This is a genomic window from Amycolatopsis sp. TRM77291, assembly GCF_054166285.1.
In genome coordinates, this window is sequence record NZ_JBSZHF010000001.1 from 7,175,157 (window position 1) to 7,195,306 (window position 20,150).

Consider the following 20,150-nt stretch of genomic DNA (forward strand, 5'->3'; position numbering starts at 1 on the left):
CGACGCGACCCCCGCCCGGGAGTGACGCTTTCGCCATGAAATTCATCGCGAAAGCCGCTCTGCTCACCACGCTCCTTTCCCTGACCGGGATCACGACGGCGACCGCCGCGGAAAGGCCGGCCCGCTGCGCCGAACAACGCTTCGCGGTCCAGGTGAACGGCGAACGCCAGACGATCGCCGGCGAATTCTGTGTCCGGGGGGAACTCACCCCGCGCACGCCGGTGCAGGTCCTGTTGCACGGCGGGACCTACGACCGCGACTACTGGGACTGGCCCTACCAGCCGCGTCGCTATTCCTATGTGGACAGTGCGACCCGCGCGGGCTACGCGACGCTCAACCTCGACAGGCTCGGATACGGCCGCAGCAGCCGCCCGGATCCGGCAACCCTCGACTTCGAAGCCGGCGGCGAGGCCGTCCACCAGGTCGTCCGGCAGCTGCGCCCGCGGTTCCGCACGATCGTCCTCAATGGACACTCCATGGGCGGGCTCGTCGCCGAACGGGCCGCCGGGCGGGGCGGTGTCGACGCCGTGATCGTCAGCGGCATCCCCCGCGACCGGCCGGGCGCACGGGCCGAGGCCGCGTCGCCGTTCCACCCGGCCGAACTGGACCCGAAATTCGCCGGAAAGCCTTGGGCCCGCGGCTATCTCACGACAGTCCCCGGCACTCGCGCGCGGACCTTCCACCACCCCGGCACGTACGATCCGGCGATCATTCCCGTCGAAGAAGCCCTCAAGGACACGCTGGCGTCGGCGGAACTCCGCTCGGTGGGACCCGGCGCGGCGAACCGGTCGGCGCCGAAGGTCCCGACGGCGTACGTACTCGGCGAGCACGACACCCTGGTCTGCGGAAGCGGCGACTGCGGCGCCGACGAGATCGTGCGGGGCAGCGGTCACTCGATCAACACCAGCCTTACCGCGCAGGCCTTCTACCGGTGGACCTTCACCTGGCTGGCTCGAAACACACGGTGAACGCGCACGATGTCGTCACCGGCCCGGGGGGGGGGGGTGGGCGCCNCGGTCACTCGATCAACACCAGCCTTACCGCGCAGGCCTTCTACCGGTGGACCTTCACCTGGCTGGCTCGAAACACACGGTGAACGCGCACGATGTCGTCACCGGCCCGGCGGCGGATGATCTCCGCCGCCGGGCCGGCCTGCACGCCGTACTACCAGGAAGGCCGGTATCGCAGGCCTTGCTCGTAGTACTGATCGTCGGATTCGGCCGGTTCGGGCCCCTCGTCCTCGGCGGGCCCCGCGGGTTCTTCCGAACGGTCCTTGAGCACCACGTTGTCGGCGCCCGCCGCCGGACGGCGAGACACCGGCGCCGACGGCGTGGCGCTTTCCCCTTCCTGCTGGAGCGAAGGGGTGAAGCCGAGCCGCCAGCGGAGCCTGTCGGTGATGTAGCCGGCGTTGCCGATCGGCGCCATCAGTTCCGCACTGCGTTTCGCGGATCCCTGTTGTGCTTCCTGATAGGTCCGCATGACGGTGTCCGCGATCTCGGCGGGCGACATCCGCGACACGGCTTCACTCACCCTGAGCCGCGTCATCACGCCGTCGGTGTTGACCGAAACGGAAACGGCACCGTCCGGCGAGGACGCGTCGACCGAGAGGGCGGCCAGCGCCTCGAGCATCGCTTGCCGGTCGGCTGGTGGCTTCTTGGCCGCCGGTTTGTCAGCCACGATCCTCCGTCAATCGGTCGGCAGCGGGGAAAGTTCCATCGGCGGTTCCTGGAACTTGCCGTCGTTCGAGATGTCGACGTTCTTGTCCCGGACCCGCTTTTCCGTTCCCTTGTCGGTGTTCTCCGTTTCGAAGTTGCCGGGGTCGAACGTCTCACCCGGGCTGACGTCCGGCGGCTCCGGAATGATCGGCAGGTTGTTGATCTCGGTGTGGATCTTCGAGATCAGGGATTCCGACGCGCGGAACATGGCTTCACGGATGTTGACCACACCGTCGTGGAAGCTGTTGTAGATCATTTCGGGGCTGTCCCCGACGATGTCGGCCTGCACGGTGGCCGCCGTGGCGAGCCCGGCCCCGGCCGCGGCGCCGGCGACCTGCACCCCGTTCGCGGTGGTGAAGAACGCCGCCGCGGTGAGACCGCCCGCCGGTGGCACGGCCGCCACGAGCAGTGCGGTGACAGCGGCGGCGAAGGTCGCGGCCAGCGCCTTCTGGAAGGCGGATTCGTCCTGCCGTTCCTTGTCGTCCCGGTACTTTTCCGCCGCGGTCAGGAACGAAGCGGCGAGAGTGCTCAGGTCGGCCCGTGCGGTCGCGATGGCGTCCCGCGCGGCCACGATGTCGGCTTCCAGCACGGTGAGTTTGGTGCCGACCCGGGCGTAGGTGTTCACGAGACCCTGGATGTAGCTCTTGGCGGTCTCGGCGCCTTCACCACGCCACTTGAGCAACAGGACCAAAGACCGGTCGAGCGGCGCTTTCGTGTCCTGGAAAGCGTTCCAGAGACCTTCGTAGGCCTCGATCATGGTCTGCAGGCTGTTCTCGCCGACGAGCTCGGCCTCGGAGAATTCGAGGAAGAAATCGCGGACCTGTTCCTTCCGGCCGCCGGTCATGTCGATGTCGCTGCCGAACGTCCAGTCCAGGAAAAGGAGGTCTAGCGCCGCGAAGGCCTTTTCGGCGCCCGCTTGGAGGTCGTGGGAGATCCCCTCGAGAAGCGCGGCGTTCTTGTCGTCACCCTCGGCGGTGGTTTCCGCGTCCAGCGCGTTGAAATACCCGTCCACGCCGCTACCCCTGGTTCCCGTATGCCGCGCGGTTCACTCGCTGCTTGTTGTCCTCGTCCACGGATTCGTAAAGTTCGGCGACCCGTTCCAACGCCCGGGAAGCGTCCTGCGTGCTGCGGTGCAGCTTCGCGAGCATCTTCTCGACGGCCTGGCGGTGTTCCTCGTATGCCGCCGAAACCCCGCGCATGCCCAGGGATTTCCCGAACGCGGTGTCCGGCGCGAAAAAGCCGGGGAGAAGGCCTCCCGTGACCGGGTCGGGAGCGGGCACGTCCTGCCCTCGCACTCCGGTATGGGCGGTCGTGACTATGTCCGCGGCCTTCTGCAGTTCCTTGCTCGACAACCTGAGATCGTCGAGGTCGGTTTCGAAACTGACCATGTTCACCTCGCTGTCCGGATTCCACCCCCATGTAAGCAGCGTTGACTTGGCTCGGCGCGAGACTTTGTCATCCGCGTACGGTGACGAACGTCACCACTCAGACGCAGACCCAGCAGTAGAGGCGATCACCCCTGGTCCGCGCGTTGCGAGCGAGTTCCGCGAGGCCGGTCAGCATGGTGGCCAGGTCGGCGGGGTCGGCCTGGCCACCGAACTCCTCCGTTCGGGACCAAGGCTCGGCCACCTCGTTCAGGCGCGCCTCGTCGGCGTCGGCCAGCGCGGCGGACAGCTCTGCGGTCAGCGCGACGACGAGACGCGTGCCTTCGCCTGCCATGGTGACGGGGGCGATTTCACGTTCGATGACGACTTCGTAGTCGACACCGGTGAGCAGGGACTCCAGCGTGCCCAATTGCACGAACGGGTCCACGCCTTTGAGCGCGACGGTCGGGAAGGACGCCTCGTCCGGGCCGCCGACGAGGTCGATCGTGGTGGCCGCGGCGTCGTCGTCCGGCGCGGCGAAGTAGTCGAAGAGAACACCCATGCGCGCATTCTGGCAGGAAGCCACGGCGCGGAAACGAAAAAGGCCACCCGCGGTGCGGATGGCCTTCGAGGAGTGGAGCTGAGGGGAATCGAACCCCTGACCCCTGCCTTGCAAAGGCAGTGCTCTACCAATTGAGCTACAGCCCCGGGTCGCAGGCGATCATGATAACCGCCCGCGCCGAAATCAGTTGTTGCGGGACGCGTCCGCGGCCTTGGCCGGAGCGCTTCCGTTCGTGGAAGCGGATCCCAGGGGGCGCTCGGTGGGAGCGGTGGCCTCACGCCAGAGGTCGGCCTCGGCCTTGGCTGCCTTGTTGCGCTTGATCACGAACAGCACGCCGCCCGCGATGACCGCGAGTGCCAACAGCTTCTTCATCAGAAGCCCCCTCTTTCCGCCGAGTTGCTCCGCTTACCCACCGATGCTACTGCACGCCGTTCTCCGGACGCCCGCTGCCCGACGTTCCACGTGGAACCGAAGACCCTGCCGGGAAGAGAAGGCCGGCAGGGTCCACCAGTCTCAACACGGGCACGCCACGGAACACTCCCGCGGCACGCATGACCTCGGCCACCTCGCGCTACCGGAAGGCTGGACCGGCTGGGACATCACACCCGCGCAGAGGTACGCGTCTCCGAACTGCTCTTCGAGTTCCTGGCCGAACGAGAAGCAGCCGGATAACAGAAAAGCCGACCCGCGAGAATCGCGAACCGGCTTTCGGAGTGGGCCCACCAGGACTTGAACCTGGGACCTCTTCGTTATCAGCGAAGCGCTCTAACCGCCTGAGCTATGGGCCCGAACGAGGAGAAGATTACAGGACGCCTTCCGGCGCCCTGCAACCGGGTCACTCTCGTTCGGAAAGGGTCACTTCCAGGCCTCCGGCGAGGTCGGCGGAGACGTTGTAGATGAAGGCGCTGACGGTGGCCAGCGCCGAGATCAGCACGATGTTGATGGCGCCGAGGATGGCCGCGATCCCGAAGACGCGGCCGGCGCTGATCAACGGGTCGGCCGGCGCGTCGGCCCCTTCGCCGCCGACGAGCGACGAGTAGGTCCCGTTGAGTTTGTCCCAGACGCCCATGCCGTCGAGGACGGTGTAGAGGACGCCGACGGCGACGAGCCACACGAAGAACAGCGCGACGCCGAGGACGAGGGACAGCTTCAGCACCGACCAGGGGTCGAAGCGTTTGATCTGCAGGCTGGCGCGACGCGGTCCGCGGCCGGGGCGGCGGAGTGCGGTCGGCGCGGCACGGGTGCGGGAAGCCGACGGGATGGCGGAGGGGGCGGGCTCGCCCTCTCCGCTGTCGCCGAAAAGCCTCTTCGCGGCTGTGCCGCTGACCCCGTGATAGTCGGTCACGGTCGTCGCGTCCCGCTTCGGGTCCGAGTGGGCCACGTCTTCGGTGGCGACCGAAGACACCGAGACCGTCTGCTCGCTGGAGCCTTCGGGTTCCCCGGCGCCGCTGTCACGCTGCCAGGGCGGGCTCGACGAACCCGCCTGTGCGCCGCCTGCTTCGGGCTTCTCGGATGGTGTCACGAGGTGTCAGTCCTTACCCAGTACGTGGGGCGTCGTCTACTCCTGCTCCGACGCCGGGGTTTCTTCTCCTTCAGTACTACCTGCAGTGGCGACGTCCGAGGGCTCGTCCGCGTTGCGTGCGACCGCGAGAAGAGTTGTTCCTTCGTCGAGATTCATCAGCCGCACTCCCTTCGTCTGCCTGCCTGCCTTGCGCACCTGTCCGGCCGAAGTCCGGATCACCCCGCCGCTGGAGGTGATCGCGTACAGCTCGTCTTCGGCGTCGACGATGACCGCGCCCACCAGCCTGCCACGTTTCTGGTCGTACTGAATGGTGAGCACACCCTTGCCGCCGCGGCCCTGCACCGGGTAGTCCTCGGTCGGGGTGCGCTTGGCGTAGCCGCCGGCGGTGGCGACGAGGAGGAACCGGTCCGGCTGGACGACGTTGATGCCGAGCAGTTCGTCGCCGTCGTTGAACCGCATGCCCAGCACACCGGACGTCGCGCGGCCCATGGGACGCAGGGCTTCGTCGGTGGCGTGGAAGCGGATCGACTGGCCTTCCGCGGAGACGAGGAGCAGGTCGTCCTCGGCGGCCGCGAGGACCGCGCCGACCAGTTCGTCGCCTTCGCGCAGGTTGACGGCGATGAGGCCGCCGGCGCGGTTGGAGTCGAAGTCGGTGAGCTTGGTCTTCTTCACCAGGCCGCGGCGGGTCGCGAGCACGAGATACGGGGCGACCTCGTAGTTCGGGATCTCGATGACCTGGGCGATCTGCTCGTCGGGCTGGAAGGCGAGCAGGTTCGCGACGTGCTGGCCGCGCGCGTTGCGGTTGGCCTCGGGCAGGTCGTAGGCCTTGGCCCGGTACACACGGCCCTTGTTCGTGAAGAACAGGATCCAGTCGTGGGTCGAGCAGACGAAGAAGTGCTGGACGATGTCGTCCTGTTTGAGGGTCGCGCCCTGGACACCCTTGCCGCCGCGTTTCTGCGAGCGGTACAGATCGGTTTTCGTCCGCTTGGCGTAACCCGTGCGGGTGATGGTGACGACGACGTCCTCGACCGCGATGAGGTCTTCGACCGACACGTCCCCGTCGAACGGGATGATCTTGGTGCGCCGGTCGTCGCCGTACTTGTCGACGATCTCCTGCAGTTCCTCGGCGATGATCGAGCGCTGCCGCTCGGGCTTCTCGAGGATGTCCTTGAGGTCGGCGATCTCGAGTTCGATCTCGGCGAGGGTGTCGATGATCCGCTGCCGCTCCAGTGCCGCGAGGCGGCGGAGCTGCATGTCGAGGATCGCGGTCGCCTGGATCTCGTCGACGTCGAGCAGGCTCATCAGGGCGGGCCGGGCCTCTTCGGCCGAAGGCGACCGCCGGATGAGGGCGATGACCTCGTCGAGCATGTCCAGCGCCTTGACCAGACCGCGCAGGATGTGGGCGCGTTCCTCGGCCTTGCGCAGCCGGAAGCGGGTCCGGCGGACGATGACGTCGATCTGGTGCTTCACGTAGTGCCGGATCATCTGGTCCAGCCGCAGCGTGCGGGGCACGCCGTCGACAAGGGCCAGCATGTTGACACCGAAGTTCTGCTGCAGCTGGGTGTGCTTGTACAGGTTGTTCAGCACGACCTTCGCGACCGCGTCACGTTTGATCGTGACGACGATCCGCATCCCGCTGCGGCTGTTGGACTCGTCGGCGATGTCGGAGATGCCGGTGAGCTTGCCGTCGCGGACCAGGTTCGCGATGTTCTCGACCAGGTTGTCCGGGTTGACCTGGTACGGCAGCTCGGACACGACCAGGATCGTGCGGCCCTTGGCGTCCTCTTCGACCTCGACGACCGCGCGCATGCGCACGGAGCCGCGGCCGGTGCGGTACGCGTCCTCGATCCCGGAGTTGCCGAGGATCATCGCCCTGGTCGGGAAGTCCGGGCCCTTGATCCGGACCAGCAGCGCGGCGAGCAGCTCGTCGTCGCTGGCCTCGAAGTTCTCCAGCGCCCATTTGACGCCGTCGGCGACCTCGCGCAGGTTGTGCGGCGGAATGTTGGTCGCCATCCCGACCGCGATCCCGGAACCACCGTTGACCAGCAGGTTCGGGAACCGCGACGGCAGGACGTCGGGCTCCTGGGTGCGGCCGTCGTAGTTGTCGGAGAAGTCGACGGTCTCTTCTTCGATGTCCTGCAGCATGTGCATCGCGAGATGCGCCAGCCGGGACTCGGTGTACCGCATGGCGGCGGCGGGGTCGTTGCCCGACGAACCGAAGTTGCCCTGGCCGTCGATCAGCGGGTACCGCAGCGACCACGGCTGCGCGAGCCGCACGAGCGCGTCGTAGATCGCGGAGTCACCGTGCGGGTGGTAGTTGCCCATCACGTCGCCGACGACGCGGGAGCACTTGTTGTACCCGCGATCGGGGCGGAAGCCGGAGTCGAACATCGAGTACAGCACTCGGCGGTGCACCGGCTTGAGGCCGTCCCGCACGTCCGGCAGCGCCCGCGACACGATGACGCTCATCGCGTAGTCGATGTAGGAGCGCTGCATCTCCTGCTGGATGTCGACCGGCTCGATCCGGTCGTGGTCCGGAGCCGGCGGCAAGGTTTCCGTCATGAGGTCCTTCTCGTGGGAGCAGTCCTAGGGGACAAAAGAGCGGGACGTCGCTAGACGTCGAGGAAACGCACGTCCTTGGCGTTACGCGTGATGAAGGAACGGCGCGCTTCGACGTCCTCGCCCATCAGGACGGAGAACAGGTCGTCGGCCTGCGCGGCGTCGTCCAGGGTGACCTGGCCGAGCAGCCGGTTCGCCGGGTCCATCGTGGTCTCCCACAGCTCTTCGGCGTTCATCTCACCGAGACCCTTGTAGCGCTGGATCGCGTCGTCCTTCGGCAGCTTCCGGCCTGCCTCGACACCCGCCTGGATGACGGCGTCGCGTTCCCGGTCGGAGTAGGCGTACTCCGGGTCCTGCCGCGGCCACTTGATCTTGTACAGCGGCGGGCGCGAGAGGAACACGTGTCCGTGCTCGATCAGCGGGGGCATGAACCGGAACAGGAAGGTGAGCAGCAGCGTGGTGATGTGCTGGCCGTCCACGTCGGCGTCGGCCATCAGCACGATCTTGTGGTAGCGCAGCTTCTCGATGTCGAACTCTTCGTGGATACCGGTGCCGAGCGCGGTGATCAGCGACTGGACCTCGGTGTTCTTGAGGACGCGGTCGATACGGGCCTTCTCGACGTTGATGATCTTGCCCCGGATCGGCAGGATCGCCTGGTACATCGAGTCGCGGCCTTCCTTGGCCGAACCGCCCGCCGAGTCACCCTCGACGATGTAGAGCTCGCATTCCGACGGGTTGGTCGAGCGGCAGTCCTTGAGCTTGCCGGGCAGCCCGCCGATCTCCAGCGCGCCCTTGCGGCGGACCAGGTCGCGCGCCTTGCGGGCGGCCATCCGCGCCTGCGCCGAGGAGATCGACTTGTTGATGATCGTCTTCGCCTCGGTGGGGTTGCGCTCGAACCAGTCGGCCAGCCATTCGTTCGAGGTCTGCTGCACGAACGTCTTGGCCTCGCTGTTGCCCAGCTTGGTCTTGGTCTGGCCCTCGAACTGCGGCTCGGAGAGCTTGATCGAGACGATCGCGGCGAGGCCCTCGCGCACGTCGTCACCGGAGAGGTTGGCGTCCTTCTCCTTGAGCAGCTTCTTCTCGCGCGCGTACGCGTTGACGACGCGGGTGAGCGCGGCGCGGAAGCCCTCTTCGTGCGTGCCGCCCTCGTGCGTGTTGATCGTGTTGGCGAAGGTGTACACCGACGGCGTGAAGCCGTTGTTCCACTGCATGGCGACCTCGACCTCGAGGCCGGTGCCCTTGGCCTCGAAGGAGATCACGGACGCGTGGATCGGGTCCTTGCTGCCGTTGATGTGCTTGACGAAGTCTTCGAGACCGCCCGGGTAGCAGTAGGTCTTCTCTTTGACCCGCGCCGCCTGGCCGGAAGCGTCGGCTTCGGTCTCTTCGTCGGCGACGCGCTCGTCGCGCAGCGAAAGGGTCAGGCCCTTGTTGAGGAAGGCCATCTCCTGGAGACGCCGGGAGATCGTCTCGAAGTTGTACGTCGTGGTCTCGAAGATGTCGCCGTCGGCCCAGAAGGTGATCGTGGTGCCGGTGTCCTCGGCGGGGCCGAGGTCCTCCAGCTCACCGGGGATCTGGTCGGTGTACACCTGCCGCCAGCTGTGCCCGCCGCGTTTGACTTCGGCGATCAGCTTGGTCGAGAGCGCGTTCACCACGGAGACGCCGACACCGTGCAGACCACCGGAGACCGCGTAGGAGTCGCTGTCGAACTTGCCGCCCGCGTGGAGCACGGTGAGCACGACCTCGAGGGTCGGCTTCTGCTCCTTGGGGTGCATGTCGACCGGGATGCCGCGGCCGTCGTCCACGACGCGCACCCCGCCGTCGGCCAGCAGGGTAACCTCGACCTTGGTCGCGTAGCCGGCCATCGCCTCGTCGACGGAGTTGTCGACCACCTCCTGGACGAGGTGGTGGAGGCCGCGTTCACCGGTGGAACCGATGTACATACCGGGACGCTTGCGGACGGCTTCGAGGCCTTCGAGCACCGTGATCGACGACGCGTTGTACTCGCTCTTGTTCTCGGTCACAGGCGTTGATTCTCCTCGTCTCGCCCGAGCGGACGCTCGCTCATCCCCAGTGTACTTGGCCGCGTTCGCAGACATGCGGCAAGGACACCCCTGATTTGCTCACAGGCGCGCTAATTCGTCCGAAGAAGAGTCTTGACGTTCGCGAAGCACTCTGGGCGCCTTCTCGGGGCTTTGATGGCACAGTCTTCGAAGGCAAGTCACGCCGAAGCGCAACTCGGATCAGCCGTACGTGTCACGCGGGCCGCGTCCCGGCACATGCCGCGGTCCTTTCCGCCAACTCGGAGCCGTCGGCCCCTGGATCCGCATCTTCTTCACCACGCCGTGCCCGACGCCCTTCGCGATCTTCGCCAGCAGCTGTCCCTGGAGCAGGCGAAGCTGCGTCGCCCACGCCGTCGAGCTCGCGCGGACGGTCAGCTCGCCGTCCTTCAGGGCCACGGGCTGGGCGTGTTCGGCGACCTCTTCACCCACAAGCCGCGTCCAGCTTCCGAAGACCTGACCGTTGGCCAGCCGTGTGTTCCAGCCGCGGTCGACCGCGATCCGGGAGGCGAGCCTGCCGAGCGGCTGCGGGTCGCGGGCGTCGGCACCCGGGCCTGACCAGCGACGACGTCGTGGGCTTTGCCCAGCCGAACCGGCTCCCCCTCCGGTGATACGGCCGCGGCGGACGCCCGGTTCAACTCCACGGGCCTTGGCTTTCGCCTTCGCGGCGTCCAGCGCGGCACGCGCGAGGTCACGCCCCGTGGCCGGTTCCTTGCTTTCGGTATCGGTTGCACCGTTCGATACCGTAGTGAGTTCACGCTGCGTATCGAACAACGCTCCCTCACCCGGGTTACCGCCCGGATGGGGGGTGTCAAGCCGCTTATCAGGCCCCTTGGTCACGCGGGGCGATAACGCTTTCCTGGTGTTATCCACACTGTCCACAGGTTTGTCCCCAGATCGGTGGGCAACTGCTGTGGCGCCGATCACCCCTGGTGTCCGCTGCCCCGCCGATCACCCTCGGTTGATCTCACCATCAGCCACGAGGAACCGGTGTCCGGCCAGTTCGGCGGGCACGTCCTCGTCCACGGCGGCGGTCACCAGCACCTGCTCGGCGCCTGCCGCCACCTCCGCCAGCCGGGCCCGGCGACGCCGGTCCAGCTCGGCGAACACATCATCCAGCAGAAGTACCGGTTCCCCGGCTTCGCCACGCAGGAGCTCGTAGCTTCCCAGACGCAACGCGAGGGCGAACGACCAGGACTCCCCATGGCTCGCGTAGCCCTTGGCCGGCGCTTCGCCGAGGATGAGATCCAGCTCGTCCCGGTGCGGGCCGACCATGCTCACCCCGCGCTCCAGCTCCAGGTTCCGCGCCCGTTTCAGCGCCTCGACCAGCACATCCTTGAGCACCGCCTGGTCGGCGCGAGGGCCGTCCGGATCCCCATAGCCCTCCGGCATCGCTTCGCCGAGGCTCGACTTGTACGCGATCTTCGCCGGGCGGGAGTCGGGCGCGACCCCCATGTACGCGGCGGCCGCGTACGGCGCGAGGTCCGCGATCAGGTTGAGCCGGGCGGCCAGCAGCGCGGCGCCCGCCACCGACAGATGGTCGTCCCAGACGTCGAGCGTCGACAACGCGTACGGGTCTTCGCGTCCCGTACGCCGCTTGCCCGCCGTCTTGAGCAGGGCGTTCCGCTGCTTCAGCACCTTCTCGTAGTCGGCGCGGACCCCGGCGTACCGGGGAGCGCGCAGCACGAGGAGCTCGTCCATGAAACGGCGGCGCTCCCCGGGATCCCCGCGCACCAGCGCCAGGTCCTCCGGGGAGAACAGCACCGTGCGCAGGATCCCGAGCACGTCGCGGGGCTTGCCGACCGCGCCGCGGTTGACCCGCGCACGGTTCGCCTTGCCGGGCGTGATCTCCAGCTCGACCGTCAGCTCGCGGTCCTCGTTGACCACCGCGACCCTGATCAGCGCGCGTTCGCACCCGTGCCGCACCAACGGCGCGTCGGTCGCGACGCGGTGCGAGCCGAGGGTCGCGATGTAGCCGATCGCCTCCAGGAGGTTCGTCTTGCCGCGGCCGTTCTGTCCGACGAGGACGGTCGGGCCGGGTTCGAGCGCGAGATCGGCTTGTGGCCAGGACCGGAAGTCGGTGACCTGGAGGTGTCTGAGGTACAACCGTCCTGCCTAGTCGCCGGCCTTCTTGACCGAGTGCCCGCCGAACTGGTTGCGCAGCGCGGCGACGGCCCGCATGGCCGCGGAGTCCTCCTGGCGCGAGGCGAACCGCGCGAACAGCGCGGCCGAGATGACCGGCGCCGGGACCGCGTTGTTGATCGCCTCTTCGAGGGTCCACCGGCCTTCGCCGGAATCCTCGACGTAGCCCTCGAGGTCGTCCAGCTCCGGGTCCTCGTCGAGCGCGCGCACGAGCAGGTCGAGCAGCCACGAGCGGACGACGGTCCCCCGCTGCCAGCCCTTGATCACCGCGGGCACGTTCTCGACGACCTTCGCGGCTTCGAGCAGCTCGAAACCTTCGGCGAAGGCCTGCATCATGCCGTACTCGATGCCGTTGTGGATCATCTTCGCGTAGTGACCGGAGCCGACGGCGCCGGCGTGCGAGAAGCCTTCGTCACGCGGGCCTTCGGGGCGAAGCGCGTCGAAGATCGGCATGGCCTTCTCGACGTCCGAAGCCGCGCCGCCGACCATCAGGCCGTAGCCGTTGTCCTTGCCCCACACGCCACCGGAAACCCCGCAGTCGAGGTAGCCGATCTTCTTCGTCGCGAGCAGGTCCGCGTTGATCCGGTCGTCGGTGTACTTCGAGTTGCCGCCGTCGATCACGAGGTCGCCCTCGGACAGCAGGTTGCCGAGCTCCGCGACGGTCTGCCGGGTGGGTTCGCCGGCGGGCACCATGATCCAGACGATCCGCGGACCGTCCAGTTTGGACACCATGTCCTCGAGTGAGGTGGAGTCGGTGACGTCGGGGTTGCGGTCGTAACCGACCACCTCGTGACCGGCCGCGCGCAGCCGCTCACGCATGTTGAACCCCATCTTGCCGAGGCCGATGAGTCCAAGCTGAGCCATGAAGATCCCCTTTGGTGCGAACAGAAATGGCGGCCGGTCAGCCCGGGAGGCGAACCGGCATCAGGAGGTACAGGTAGCCGGGGACGACGTTGCCCTCCTCGTCGGCGGGCTTGATCAGCGCCGGCCGGTTCGGGGTGGTGAACGTCAGTTCCGCCCGGTTCGCGTTCAGCGCGCCGAGCCCGTCGACGAGGTAACCCGGGTTGAACGCGATGGTCACCGGCTCACCCTCGTAGTCGACCTGAAGCTCTTCTTCGGCCGAACCCTCGTCGTCGCCGCCGGCGGACAGGCGCAGCGAACCGTCGTTGAACTCCAGCCGCACCTGGGTGCCACGCTCGGCGACCAGCGAAACACGCTTGATGGACTCGGCGAGCGCGGAGACCTCGATGACCGCGCGCGACGTGTGCTGCGCGGGCAGCAGCTGCCGGTACGGCGGGAACTCCGCGTCAAGGAGGCGGGTCGTGGTGTAGCGGCCGGAACCGGAGAGACCGAGAAGGCCTTCGCCGCTGGCGAGCGCGAGCCGGATCTTGGCTCCGCTGGCACCGAGCGTCTTCGCGGCCTCGGCGAGCGTGCGCGCCGGGACGAGCACCGCGGCGTCGGACAGGCCCTCGGCCGGCTCCCAGGTGAACTCGCGCATCGCGAGACGGAAGCGGTCGGTGGCGACCAGGGTCAGCGAGGACCCGGAGATCTCCAGCCGCATCCCGGTCAGCATCGGGAGGGTGTCATCCTTGCCCGCGGCGACGACGACCTGGGTGACGGCCTGGCCGAACGCGTCACCGGTGAGTTCACCGGCGAAGGCGGGCTGGGACGGGAGCTGCGGGTAATCCTCGACCGGCATGGTCGGCAGGGAGAAGCGCGCGGAGCCGCAGGTGATGGTGGCGCGGGCGCCGTCGACGGAGATCTCGACCGGCTGCGCGGGCAGCGACTTGGTGATGTCGGCCAGCAGGCGGCCGGAGACCAGGAGACGGCCGCCGTCGGCGATGGTGGCCGGGACGCCGACCGTGGCGGAGACCTCGTAGTCGAATCCGGAGACGGTGAGGGCGTCACTCGTCCCGTCGGATCCCGCATCGAGCAGGACACCGCCCAGCACCGGGACCGGAGGCCGCGACGGGAGGCTTCTCGCCACCCACGCGACGGCGTCGGCCAGCCCGTCACGCTCGACGCGGATCTTCATGCGCGCTTCCTTTCGACAGCCGAGCCCCTGACGGCTCGAAAGCTCAACGGGTCACCTCGGCCGGAGAGCGCGATGGCCAGGTGCCTCGCAGGTGTTGTTCGGCCCGAGCGAGGACGCGGACGCACGTCGACACGCAGACCAGGTGCAGGGACCCACGTTAGGCCGTCCCCGGGGTCCGCGTCACCTCGGCCTCCCCTTGCTTTTGTCGACAAGACGACACGGCTCTCCGGCTGTCCCCAGATTCGTCCTTCGCCTGTTTTTGTTTTGTTCTCTTCTAGAGAAGAAGAAAAGACAGCAGTAGTAATAGGCGTTGTGGATTGTGTGGACAACGCTCGTTCGCGCAGGTCCGGGCGCCTCTGGGGCTGTGGACTCGGGGTGTGTACGGACGGTGGACAGCTCGGGCCGTCCGTGGATGGATTCGGGCGGCGCTCGATCTGTCCACAGTCATCCACAGTTGTCCCCACGGTTATCCCCAGTTGTGCGCCGGTTCGTCCCCAGGGTTGTGGGCGGCGTTCGTGACCGGAATCGCTCGGGAGAGTGATCCGTGCAGCCTGCGTCACCCTTGTGCACAAGATGTGGGCAACCTGGGGACAGGGTGTGGATCTTGGTGTGGAAATGCTGTGGATTCCCTGTGAGTGCGATGTGGACGGAAACCCGGTCGCCGCAGCTCCTAACCCCACCGAACTTGTGCACAGTCTGCCCACACCCTGTGGATTCCCTTTGTGCACAAGGAAAATCGCGAAGGCAGCGTAGGCGCCTTCGCCCCCTTCGCCGCTTCTCCGCCTACGCGTGCTTCGGGCCTATGTGGACACGAAGAAGGGCTCCCACCTACCGGCGAGAGCCCCGAAACCCTTGTCGGCCAAGGGATTGATACTCAAGCGACCCAACGGTCTCCCCGAAGCGCGCCAGCGCGACGGGAGACTTCACCGTCGAGCGCCCTCCCTTGGGCCGAAGGCCCACGAAAACGCGATGAAGGGGCGCCTTCCCGCTCACCTTGAGGTGGAAGCGGAACGACGCCCCTTCGGCGCGCTTTTCGTCAGCGCTCGACAGATAACTACTGCCTAGCGCGCTGCTTGATCCTCGATGTCAGTTCCTGCACCTGGTCGTAGATGCGGCGCCGTTCGGCCATCTCCTTGCGGATCTTCTTGTCCGCGTGCATGACGGTCGTGTGGTCGCGGCCGCCGAAGGTCTGGCCGATCTTCGGCAGCGACATGTCGGTCAATTCGCGGCACAGGTACATCGCGATCTGGCGCGCGGTCGCGAGCGCCTTCGTCTTGCCGGGGCCGCAGAGGTCGTCGAGGGTCACGTCGAAGAACTCGGACGTGACGCCCATGATGGTCGGCGCGGTGATCTCCGGGGCGTGCGAATCCGGGATGAGGTCGCGGAGGACGATCTCGGCGAGTGCCACGTCGACGGGCTGCTGGTTCAGCGACGCGAAGGCGGTGACGCGGATGAGCGCGCCTTCGAGTTCCCGGATGTTCGCCTCGACGCGCGAAGCGATGAACTCCAGGACCTCGCCGGGAACCGCGAGCCGGTCCTGTGCGGCCTTCTTGCGAAGGATCGCGATCCGGGTTTCGAGTTCCGGCGGCTGGATGTCGGTGATGAGGCCCCACTCGAACCGCGTGCGCAGCCGGTCTTCCAGCGTTTCGAGGCGCTTCGGCGGGCGGTCGGAGGAGACGACGATCTGCTTGTTCGCGTTGTGGAGGGTGTTGAAGGTGTGGAAGAACTCTTCCTGCGTACCTTCTTTGCCTTCCAGGAACTGGATGTCGTCGACGAGCAGGATGTCGATGTCGCGGTAGCGGCGCTGGAACGCGACCTTGCGGTCGTCGCGCAGCGAGTTGATGAAGTCGTTGGTGAACTCTTCGGTCGACACGTACCGCACGCGCATGCCGGGGAACAGCCGCTGGGCGTAGTGCCCGACGGCGTGCAGCAGGTGGGTCTTCCCGAGTCCGGACTCTCCCCAGATGAACAACGGGTTGTACGCGCGCGCCGGTGCTTCGGCGACGGCGACCGCGGCCGCGTGCGCGAAGCGGTTCGACGCGCCGATGACGAACGTGTCGAACGTGTACTTCTCGTTCAGCTTCGTCTTCGACGTCTGCGGCTGCGCCGGCGCGGTGTACGGCTGGCCCGCGATCGGCTGGCCGGAGAAGGTCGGCCAGATCTCGGTCACGGCGGCGAGGGCCTCGCCCTCTTCGTCGACTTCTTCATCGCTGTCATCGCCATCGTTGAGGCTGTTGTCCACCGGCTGCTGCCTCGGCGGCCTCGGCTTCGGAGGCTCGGGCCGGGGCCTGGTCGGGGACAGCATGCCGTCGCCGTCGGGCAGCGGAGGAGTACCCGGCACCGGACCGGAACCGTTTTCCACCCGGCTGGGTGACGTCGGTTCGTAGCGGGGGCCGGGCGAGGGCGGCGGCGGAGGCATCGAGGGCTCGGTGCTGTCGACCTTCACCGCGAGCGAGACCGCGCGGCCGAGCCGGCGCGAAAGGGCTTCGGTGATGGCGCCGCGGAGGGCGCGCTCGATCGCTTCCTTGGCGAAGTCGCTGGGGGCGGCGAGCAACGCGGTGCCGTCGAGCAGGCCGATCGGCCGGGTCACCCGCATCCAGGCGCGCTGCTGCGGGGAGAGGGTGCCATCCGACAGCTCGCGCACGACCTGTTCCCAGATGACGCCAAGATTGTGCTGGTGATCGGACACCTGCCTGACTCCCCTCCCCTCATCGGTGCGCTGCGGCGAGATCACTCAGCGGCCCGAAACGCCGGGTCGAGCGTCATCCTGGCCCGATCGACTCATGCGCACAGCAAATATCCACATAGTTGTCCACAGCTGTGCACTAATGTACGGCGGCCCGCGGTGACGCCACCTGCGGGCTCGACGTATGCCGACGGGACGCCTCCACATCCCCAAGGACACCCGGGCGCCTGCACCGTTCCACCTCGGCGAAAACCCGGGAGGGGCACGCTAACAAGCCCCGCTCGTTGCCACAAGGCGTCCTCGCGCGCAAGCGTTTCACGGTGTACGGCGTGTTGCCATTCGATGCCCTCGCGTCGTCGGTGATCACTCTCCACGTACCGTCGCGGTGCGTGGTCGAGGGGGTGCCTGCCGGGCTCGGGCGGTGGGTGCGTACCCTCGTAAGGTCTCCCGTATACAGCGGGGGCGTTTCGCGTGCCCACGTTGTCGTCGCTCGACGTGACGAGGCCACACGTTGGTAGGAGACACCAGAGACTGCCGTGCGTCAGCACGACACGCCAGGAGCGGGTCGAACCGCTCCCGGCGGCCGAGAAACAGGAGAAGTTAGTCGTGAGCAAGGGTAAGCGCACCTTCCAGCCGAACAACCGCCGACGCGCCCGGGTCCACGGATTCCGGCTGCGGATGCGGACCCGCGCCGGCCGGGCCATCCTGGCGGCTCGCCGTCGCAAGGGCCGCGGCGCGCTGTCCGCCTGATCCGGCCGCCGTCGAGGGACGTCGTGCTGCCGGCCGCCGCGAGGTTGCGGCGCAGTGAGGATTTCCGTGCCGTGATGCGGCGTGGGGCCAAGGCAGGCAGGCGCCGCCTCGTCGTCCATGCGTTGACCACGGACCCGCCCGATGCCGCCGAAGCGGCGCGGGCGGGTTTTGTGGTGAGCAAGGCCGTGGGGAACTCGGTGGTCCGCCACCGCGTCACCCGCCGGTTGAGGCATCTTGTTTCCGCCAGGCTCGGAACACTGCCGCCGGGCAGCTCGTTGGTGATACGGGCACTACCTCCGGCCGCGGACGCGTCCAGCGCGGAACTCGGTTCGGACCTCGACGCGTCGTTGCGGCGCCTCGGGCTGTCCGGGAAGTCCCGCCAGACGCGACCACCCGACAACGGATCAGCGGTGTAACGGCATGCGAGCCACCGAGAACGAGACCACCGAAGACGCCAGGCCCGGACCGGTGGCATGGGTGCTGCTCCTGCCCATCAAGCTGTACCGCAAGGCGATCTCCCCCTTCCTTCCTCCGGCGTGCCGGTTCTACCCGAGCTGTAGCGCGTACGCCGTCGAGGCACTGACCCGGCACGGCGCCGGCCGCGGCACTTATCTCGCGGTCCGGCGCCTGCTGCGCTGTGGCCCGTGGACCATGCCCGGGCGCGACCCGGTACCCGAGACGTTCTCGTGGCGCCACCGCCGACCTGAAACACCGATCGAGGAGTAGCTCAGTGCTCGACTTCATCTACTACCCTGTGTCCTTCATCTTGTGGTGTTGGCACAAGGTCTTCGGGTTCGTGTTCGGCGAGGCGAACGCGTTCTCCTGGGTCCTCGCGATCATCTTCCTCACGTTCACGGTCCGCGGCATCATGTTCAAGCCGTTCGTGAACCAGGTCCGGTCGATGAAGAAGATGCAGGACTTCGCGCCGGAAATGAAGAAGATCCAGAAGAAGTACGCGAACGATCGCCAGCGCCAGGCGATGGAGATGCAGAAGCTTCAGAAGGAGCACGGCGTCAACCCGCTCGGCAGCTGCCTGCCGATGCTGCTTCAGATCCCGGTCTTCATCGGTCTGAACCACGTCCTGCGGATGTTCACGATCAACCCGTACGGCGGCCCGAAGACCGAGAACTACTTCTTCGATCAGGCCGGCGTCGAGTCGTACGTCAACGCGAAGCTGTTCGGCACCAACCTCGGTGAGGCCATCTACACCGGTGTCGACATGGTCAGCGGTGGCAACACGGCCGCCGGTTTCCACTGGCACGTCGCCCCCGTCGCGATCCCGCTGATGATCGTGGCCAGCATCGCCACGCACCTCACCGCGCGTCACTCGGTCCAGCGTCAGAACCCCGAGTCGGCCACGCCGCAGACCGCGATGATGAACAAGCTGACGATGTACATCTTCCCGCTCGGTGTCCTCATCTTCGGTGCGCTCTTCCCGATCGGTCTGCTCTTCTACTGGCTCGCCAACAACGGCTGGACCCTGATGCAGCAGCGCCTCGTCTACACGAAGATCGACAAGGAAGAAGAGGCCCGCAAGGCGGCCGAGAAGGAGAAGCGCTCGAACCTCGGCCCGAAGCCCGGCCAGAAGCCGACCGCGCCGCGCCCCGGTCAGAAGCCGGTCCAGCAGAGGAGGAACAAGCAGTCCTCCGGCGGTCAGGTCAAGAAGGCGGGCTCGCCGCACGGCTTCGCCCAGACCGACTCCTCCCCCGCGGAGAAGAAGGACGCCAAAGACGGAACGGCCGAGCCGGCCACGAACGGCTCGAAGGAGAACGGTGCGGACGTGCCCGGTCTCATCTCGGACTCGACTAAGAAATCGGGCCGGAAGCGTCGCTGACGCCGATCCGGGCCGGAGAGGAGACCAGTAATGGCGGAGACGATCGACACGATCGACGCCGAGGAGAACAGCGCGGCCGAGGTTGAGGGCGCCGCTGAAGAGACCGCTCGCAAGGGAGGTGTCGACGACGACGTCCTCGTGAAGGAGGGCGACATCGCCGGTGACTACCTCGAGCGGTTGCTCGACCTTTTGGACTACGACGGCGACATCGATCTCGATGTCGAAGCGGGCCGCGCGATCGTCAGCATCGACGGCGGCGAAGACCTGGAGAAGCTCGTCGGCGCCCGCGGCACCGTCCTCGAGGCGCTGCAGGAGCTGACGCGCCTGGCGGTGCAGCAGGAGACCGGTTCGCGTAGCCGGCTGATGCTGGACATCGCGGGCTGGCGTGCGGACCGTCGCGAGGAGCTCCGCGAGCTCGGCCGCTCGACCGCCGAGACGGTGCTCTCCTCCGGTGAGCGTGTCCGGCTGCAGCCGATGAGCCCGTTCGAGCGGAAGGTCGTGCACGACGCGGTCGCCGCCGTCGACGGGGTCAAGAGCGAGAGCGAAGGAGAGGACCCGAAGCGCCGGGTCGTCATCTTCCCCGCCTGACGGTTTACTCGAACGAAGCGGCCCGCCGGTCATCCGGCGGGCCGCTTCGTCGTTTCCGGGGTGAATTACACGTATGGCGTTTCACGTGAAACGCGGCGATCGCCGCGACCCGTCTTGAGCGTCACCGGTCGCCAACCTGAAGAAGCCGATCGGTCAGCAGCACNCCGCCGGTCATCCGGCGGGCCGCTTCGTCGTTTCCGGGGTGAATTACACGTATGGCGTTTCACGTGAAACGCGGCGATCGCCGCGACCCGTCTTGAGCGTCACCGGTCGCCAACCTGAAGAAGCCGATCGGTCAGCAGCACGCCATCGTTGGCCGCGAGGCTGTTCAACCCG

The 20,150-nt window shown here is 67.3% G+C and carries 19 protein-coding genes and 2 tRNA genes; 6 read left to right on the forward strand and 15 right to left on the reverse strand.

Translation table 11 applies throughout. The features are described 5' to 3' along the window. The first annotated feature begins 35 nt into the window (after positions 1-35). Positions 36-968 (forward strand): alpha/beta hydrolase, encoded by a 933-nt coding sequence (locus tag ACXIZN_RS33475; protein ID WP_457958982.1) that lies wholly within the window; start codon positions 36-38, stop codon positions 966-968. 196 nt (positions 969-1,164) lie between these two features. Here the strand turns inward: ACXIZN_RS33475 and ACXIZN_RS33480 are convergent, their stop codons facing one another. The 15 genes from ACXIZN_RS33480 to dnaA form a co-directional block, all read right to left on the reverse strand. Continuing rightward, positions 1,165-1,677, reverse strand: a complete 513-nt coding sequence (locus tag ACXIZN_RS33480) for a YbaB/EbfC family nucleoid-associated protein (RefSeq protein WP_457958983.1) — start codon at positions 1,675-1,677, stop codon at positions 1,165-1,167. Positions 1,678-1,686: 9 nt separating this feature from the next. After that, positions 1,687-2,727 carry a hypothetical protein gene (locus ACXIZN_RS33485; RefSeq protein WP_457958984.1) on the reverse strand — a complete coding sequence of 347 codons (1,041 nt, stop codon included), beginning with the start codon at positions 2,725-2,727 and terminating at the stop codon, positions 1,687-1,689. A gap of 4 nt (positions 2,728-2,731) precedes the next feature. Further along, positions 2,732-3,103 (reverse strand): hypothetical protein, encoded by a 372-nt coding sequence (locus ACXIZN_RS33490; protein ID WP_457958985.1) that lies wholly within the window; start codon positions 3,101-3,103, stop codon positions 2,732-2,734. 97 nt (positions 3,104-3,200) lie between these two features. Further along, positions 3,201-3,641 carry a hypothetical protein gene (locus tag ACXIZN_RS33495; RefSeq protein ID WP_457958986.1) on the reverse strand — a complete coding sequence of 147 codons (441 nt, stop codon included), beginning with the start codon at positions 3,639-3,641 and terminating at the stop codon, positions 3,201-3,203. Between the two features lie 73 nt (positions 3,642-3,714). Next, positions 3,715-3,787 (reverse strand) — tRNA-Ala (locus ACXIZN_RS33500). Between the two features lie 37 nt (positions 3,788-3,824). Beyond that, positions 3,825-4,013, reverse strand: coding sequence for a DLW-39 family protein (locus ACXIZN_RS33505; protein ID WP_034321928.1), 189 nt, complete (start codon positions 4,011-4,013; stop codon positions 3,825-3,827). A gap of 342 nt (positions 4,014-4,355) precedes the next feature. Beyond that, positions 4,356-4,429 (reverse strand) — tRNA-Ile (locus ACXIZN_RS33510). Between the two features lie 47 nt (positions 4,430-4,476). After that, positions 4,477-5,163 carry a DUF3566 domain-containing protein gene (locus tag ACXIZN_RS33515; protein WP_037333971.1) on the reverse strand — a complete coding sequence of 229 codons (687 nt, stop codon included), beginning with the start codon at positions 5,161-5,163 and terminating at the stop codon, positions 4,477-4,479. A 36-nt stretch (positions 5,164-5,199) separates the two neighbouring features. Then, positions 5,200-7,725: a DNA gyrase subunit A gene (gene gyrA / locus ACXIZN_RS33520; protein ID WP_219146846.1), complete on the reverse strand. Its 2,526-nt coding sequence runs from the start codon at positions 7,723-7,725 to the stop codon at positions 5,200-5,202. 50 nt (positions 7,726-7,775) lie between these two features. Further along, positions 7,776-9,743 (reverse strand): DNA topoisomerase (ATP-hydrolyzing) subunit B, encoded by a 1,968-nt coding sequence (gene gyrB, locus ACXIZN_RS33525; protein ID WP_457958987.1) that lies wholly within the window; start codon positions 9,741-9,743, stop codon positions 7,776-7,778. Between the two features lie 219 nt (positions 9,744-9,962). Then, on the reverse strand, positions 9,963-10,454 hold the full coding sequence (locus ACXIZN_RS33530; protein ID WP_192747980.1) for a DciA family protein: 492 nt from the start codon (positions 10,452-10,454) through the stop codon (positions 9,963-9,965). A gap of 276 nt (positions 10,455-10,730) precedes the next feature. After that, entirely contained in the window at positions 10,731-11,885 is a 1,155-nt protein-coding gene (gene recF, locus ACXIZN_RS33535) for a DNA replication/repair protein RecF (RefSeq protein WP_457958988.1), read from the reverse strand. 9 nt (positions 11,886-11,894) lie between these two features. After that, positions 11,895-12,785 (reverse strand): phosphogluconate dehydrogenase (NAD(+)-dependent, decarboxylating), encoded by an 891-nt coding sequence (gnd, locus tag ACXIZN_RS33540; protein ID WP_034321914.1) that lies wholly within the window; start codon positions 12,783-12,785, stop codon positions 11,895-11,897. Positions 12,786-12,822: 37 nt separating this feature from the next. Further along, positions 12,823-13,956 carry a DNA polymerase III subunit beta gene (gene dnaN, locus ACXIZN_RS33545; protein WP_020632653.1) on the reverse strand — a complete coding sequence of 378 codons (1,134 nt, stop codon included), beginning with the start codon at positions 13,954-13,956 and terminating at the stop codon, positions 12,823-12,825. A 1,054-nt stretch (positions 13,957-15,010) separates the two neighbouring features. Beyond that, complete coding sequence (gene dnaA, locus ACXIZN_RS33550) at positions 15,011-16,645, reverse strand: chromosomal replication initiator protein DnaA (protein ID WP_126734760.1); 1,635 nt, start codon at positions 16,643-16,645, stop codon at positions 15,011-15,013. A 603-nt stretch (positions 16,646-17,248) separates the two neighbouring features. On the opposite strand from dnaA, the gene rpmH reads away from it, so the two are divergent. From rpmH to ACXIZN_RS33575, 5 genes are read left to right on the forward strand one after another with little or no spacing between them, the layout of a single operon-like run. Continuing rightward, complete coding sequence (gene rpmH / locus ACXIZN_RS33555; RefSeq protein ID WP_005154511.1) at positions 17,249-17,392, forward strand: 50S ribosomal protein L34; 144 nt, start codon at positions 17,249-17,251, stop codon at positions 17,390-17,392. A 23-nt stretch (positions 17,393-17,415) separates the two neighbouring features. Then, positions 17,416-17,808 carry a ribonuclease P protein component gene (gene rnpA / locus ACXIZN_RS33560; protein ID WP_126734759.1) on the forward strand — a complete coding sequence of 131 codons (393 nt, stop codon included), beginning with the start codon at positions 17,416-17,418 and terminating at the stop codon, positions 17,806-17,808. Between the two features lie 4 nt (positions 17,809-17,812). Then, complete coding sequence (gene yidD, locus ACXIZN_RS33565; RefSeq protein WP_016338357.1) at positions 17,813-18,118, forward strand: membrane protein insertion efficiency factor YidD; 306 nt, start codon at positions 17,813-17,815, stop codon at positions 18,116-18,118. A gap of 4 nt (positions 18,119-18,122) precedes the next feature. Then, complete coding sequence (gene yidC / locus ACXIZN_RS33570) at positions 18,123-19,226, forward strand: membrane protein insertase YidC (protein WP_457958989.1); 1,104 nt, start codon at positions 18,123-18,125, stop codon at positions 19,224-19,226. A 30-nt stretch (positions 19,227-19,256) separates the two neighbouring features. Continuing rightward, positions 19,257-19,814, forward strand: a complete 558-nt coding sequence (locus ACXIZN_RS33575) for a Jag family protein (protein WP_126734757.1) — start codon at positions 19,257-19,259, stop codon at positions 19,812-19,814. Positions 19,815-20,150 lie beyond the last annotated feature (336 nt).

Excerpts from the sequence above, each read along its gene's own strand:
- ACXIZN_RS33475 (WP_457958982.1), top strand. The coding sequence starts at position 36 with ATGAAATTCATCGCGAAAGCCGCTCTGCTCACCACGCTCCTTTCCCTG.
- ACXIZN_RS33490 (WP_457958985.1), bottom strand. The coding sequence starts at position 3,103 with ATGGTCAGTTTCGAAACCGACCTCGACGATCTCAGGTTGTCGAGCAAG.
- ACXIZN_RS33495 (WP_457958986.1), bottom strand. The coding sequence starts at position 3,641 with ATGGGTGTTCTCTTCGACTACTTCGCCGCGCCGGACGACGACGCCGCG.
- ACXIZN_RS33505 (WP_034321928.1), bottom strand. The coding sequence starts at position 4,013 with ATGAAGAAGCTGTTGGCACTCGCGGTCATCGCGGGCGGCGTGCTGTTC.
- gyrA (WP_219146846.1), bottom strand. The coding sequence starts at position 7,725 with ATGACGGAAACCTTGCCGCCGGCTCCGGACCACGACCGGATCGAGCCG.
- gnd (WP_034321914.1), bottom strand. The coding sequence starts at position 12,785 with ATGGCTCAGCTTGGACTCATCGGCCTCGGCAAGATGGGGTTCAACATG.
- dnaN (WP_020632653.1), bottom strand. The coding sequence starts at position 13,956 with ATGAAGATCCGCGTCGAGCGTGACGGGCTGGCCGACGCCGTCGCGTGG.
- yidD (WP_016338357.1), top strand. The coding sequence starts at position 17,813 with ATGCGAGCCACCGAGAACGAGACCACCGAAGACGCCAGGCCCGGACCG.
- ACXIZN_RS33575 (WP_126734757.1), top strand. The coding sequence starts at position 19,257 with ATGGCGGAGACGATCGACACGATCGACGCCGAGGAGAACAGCGCGGCC.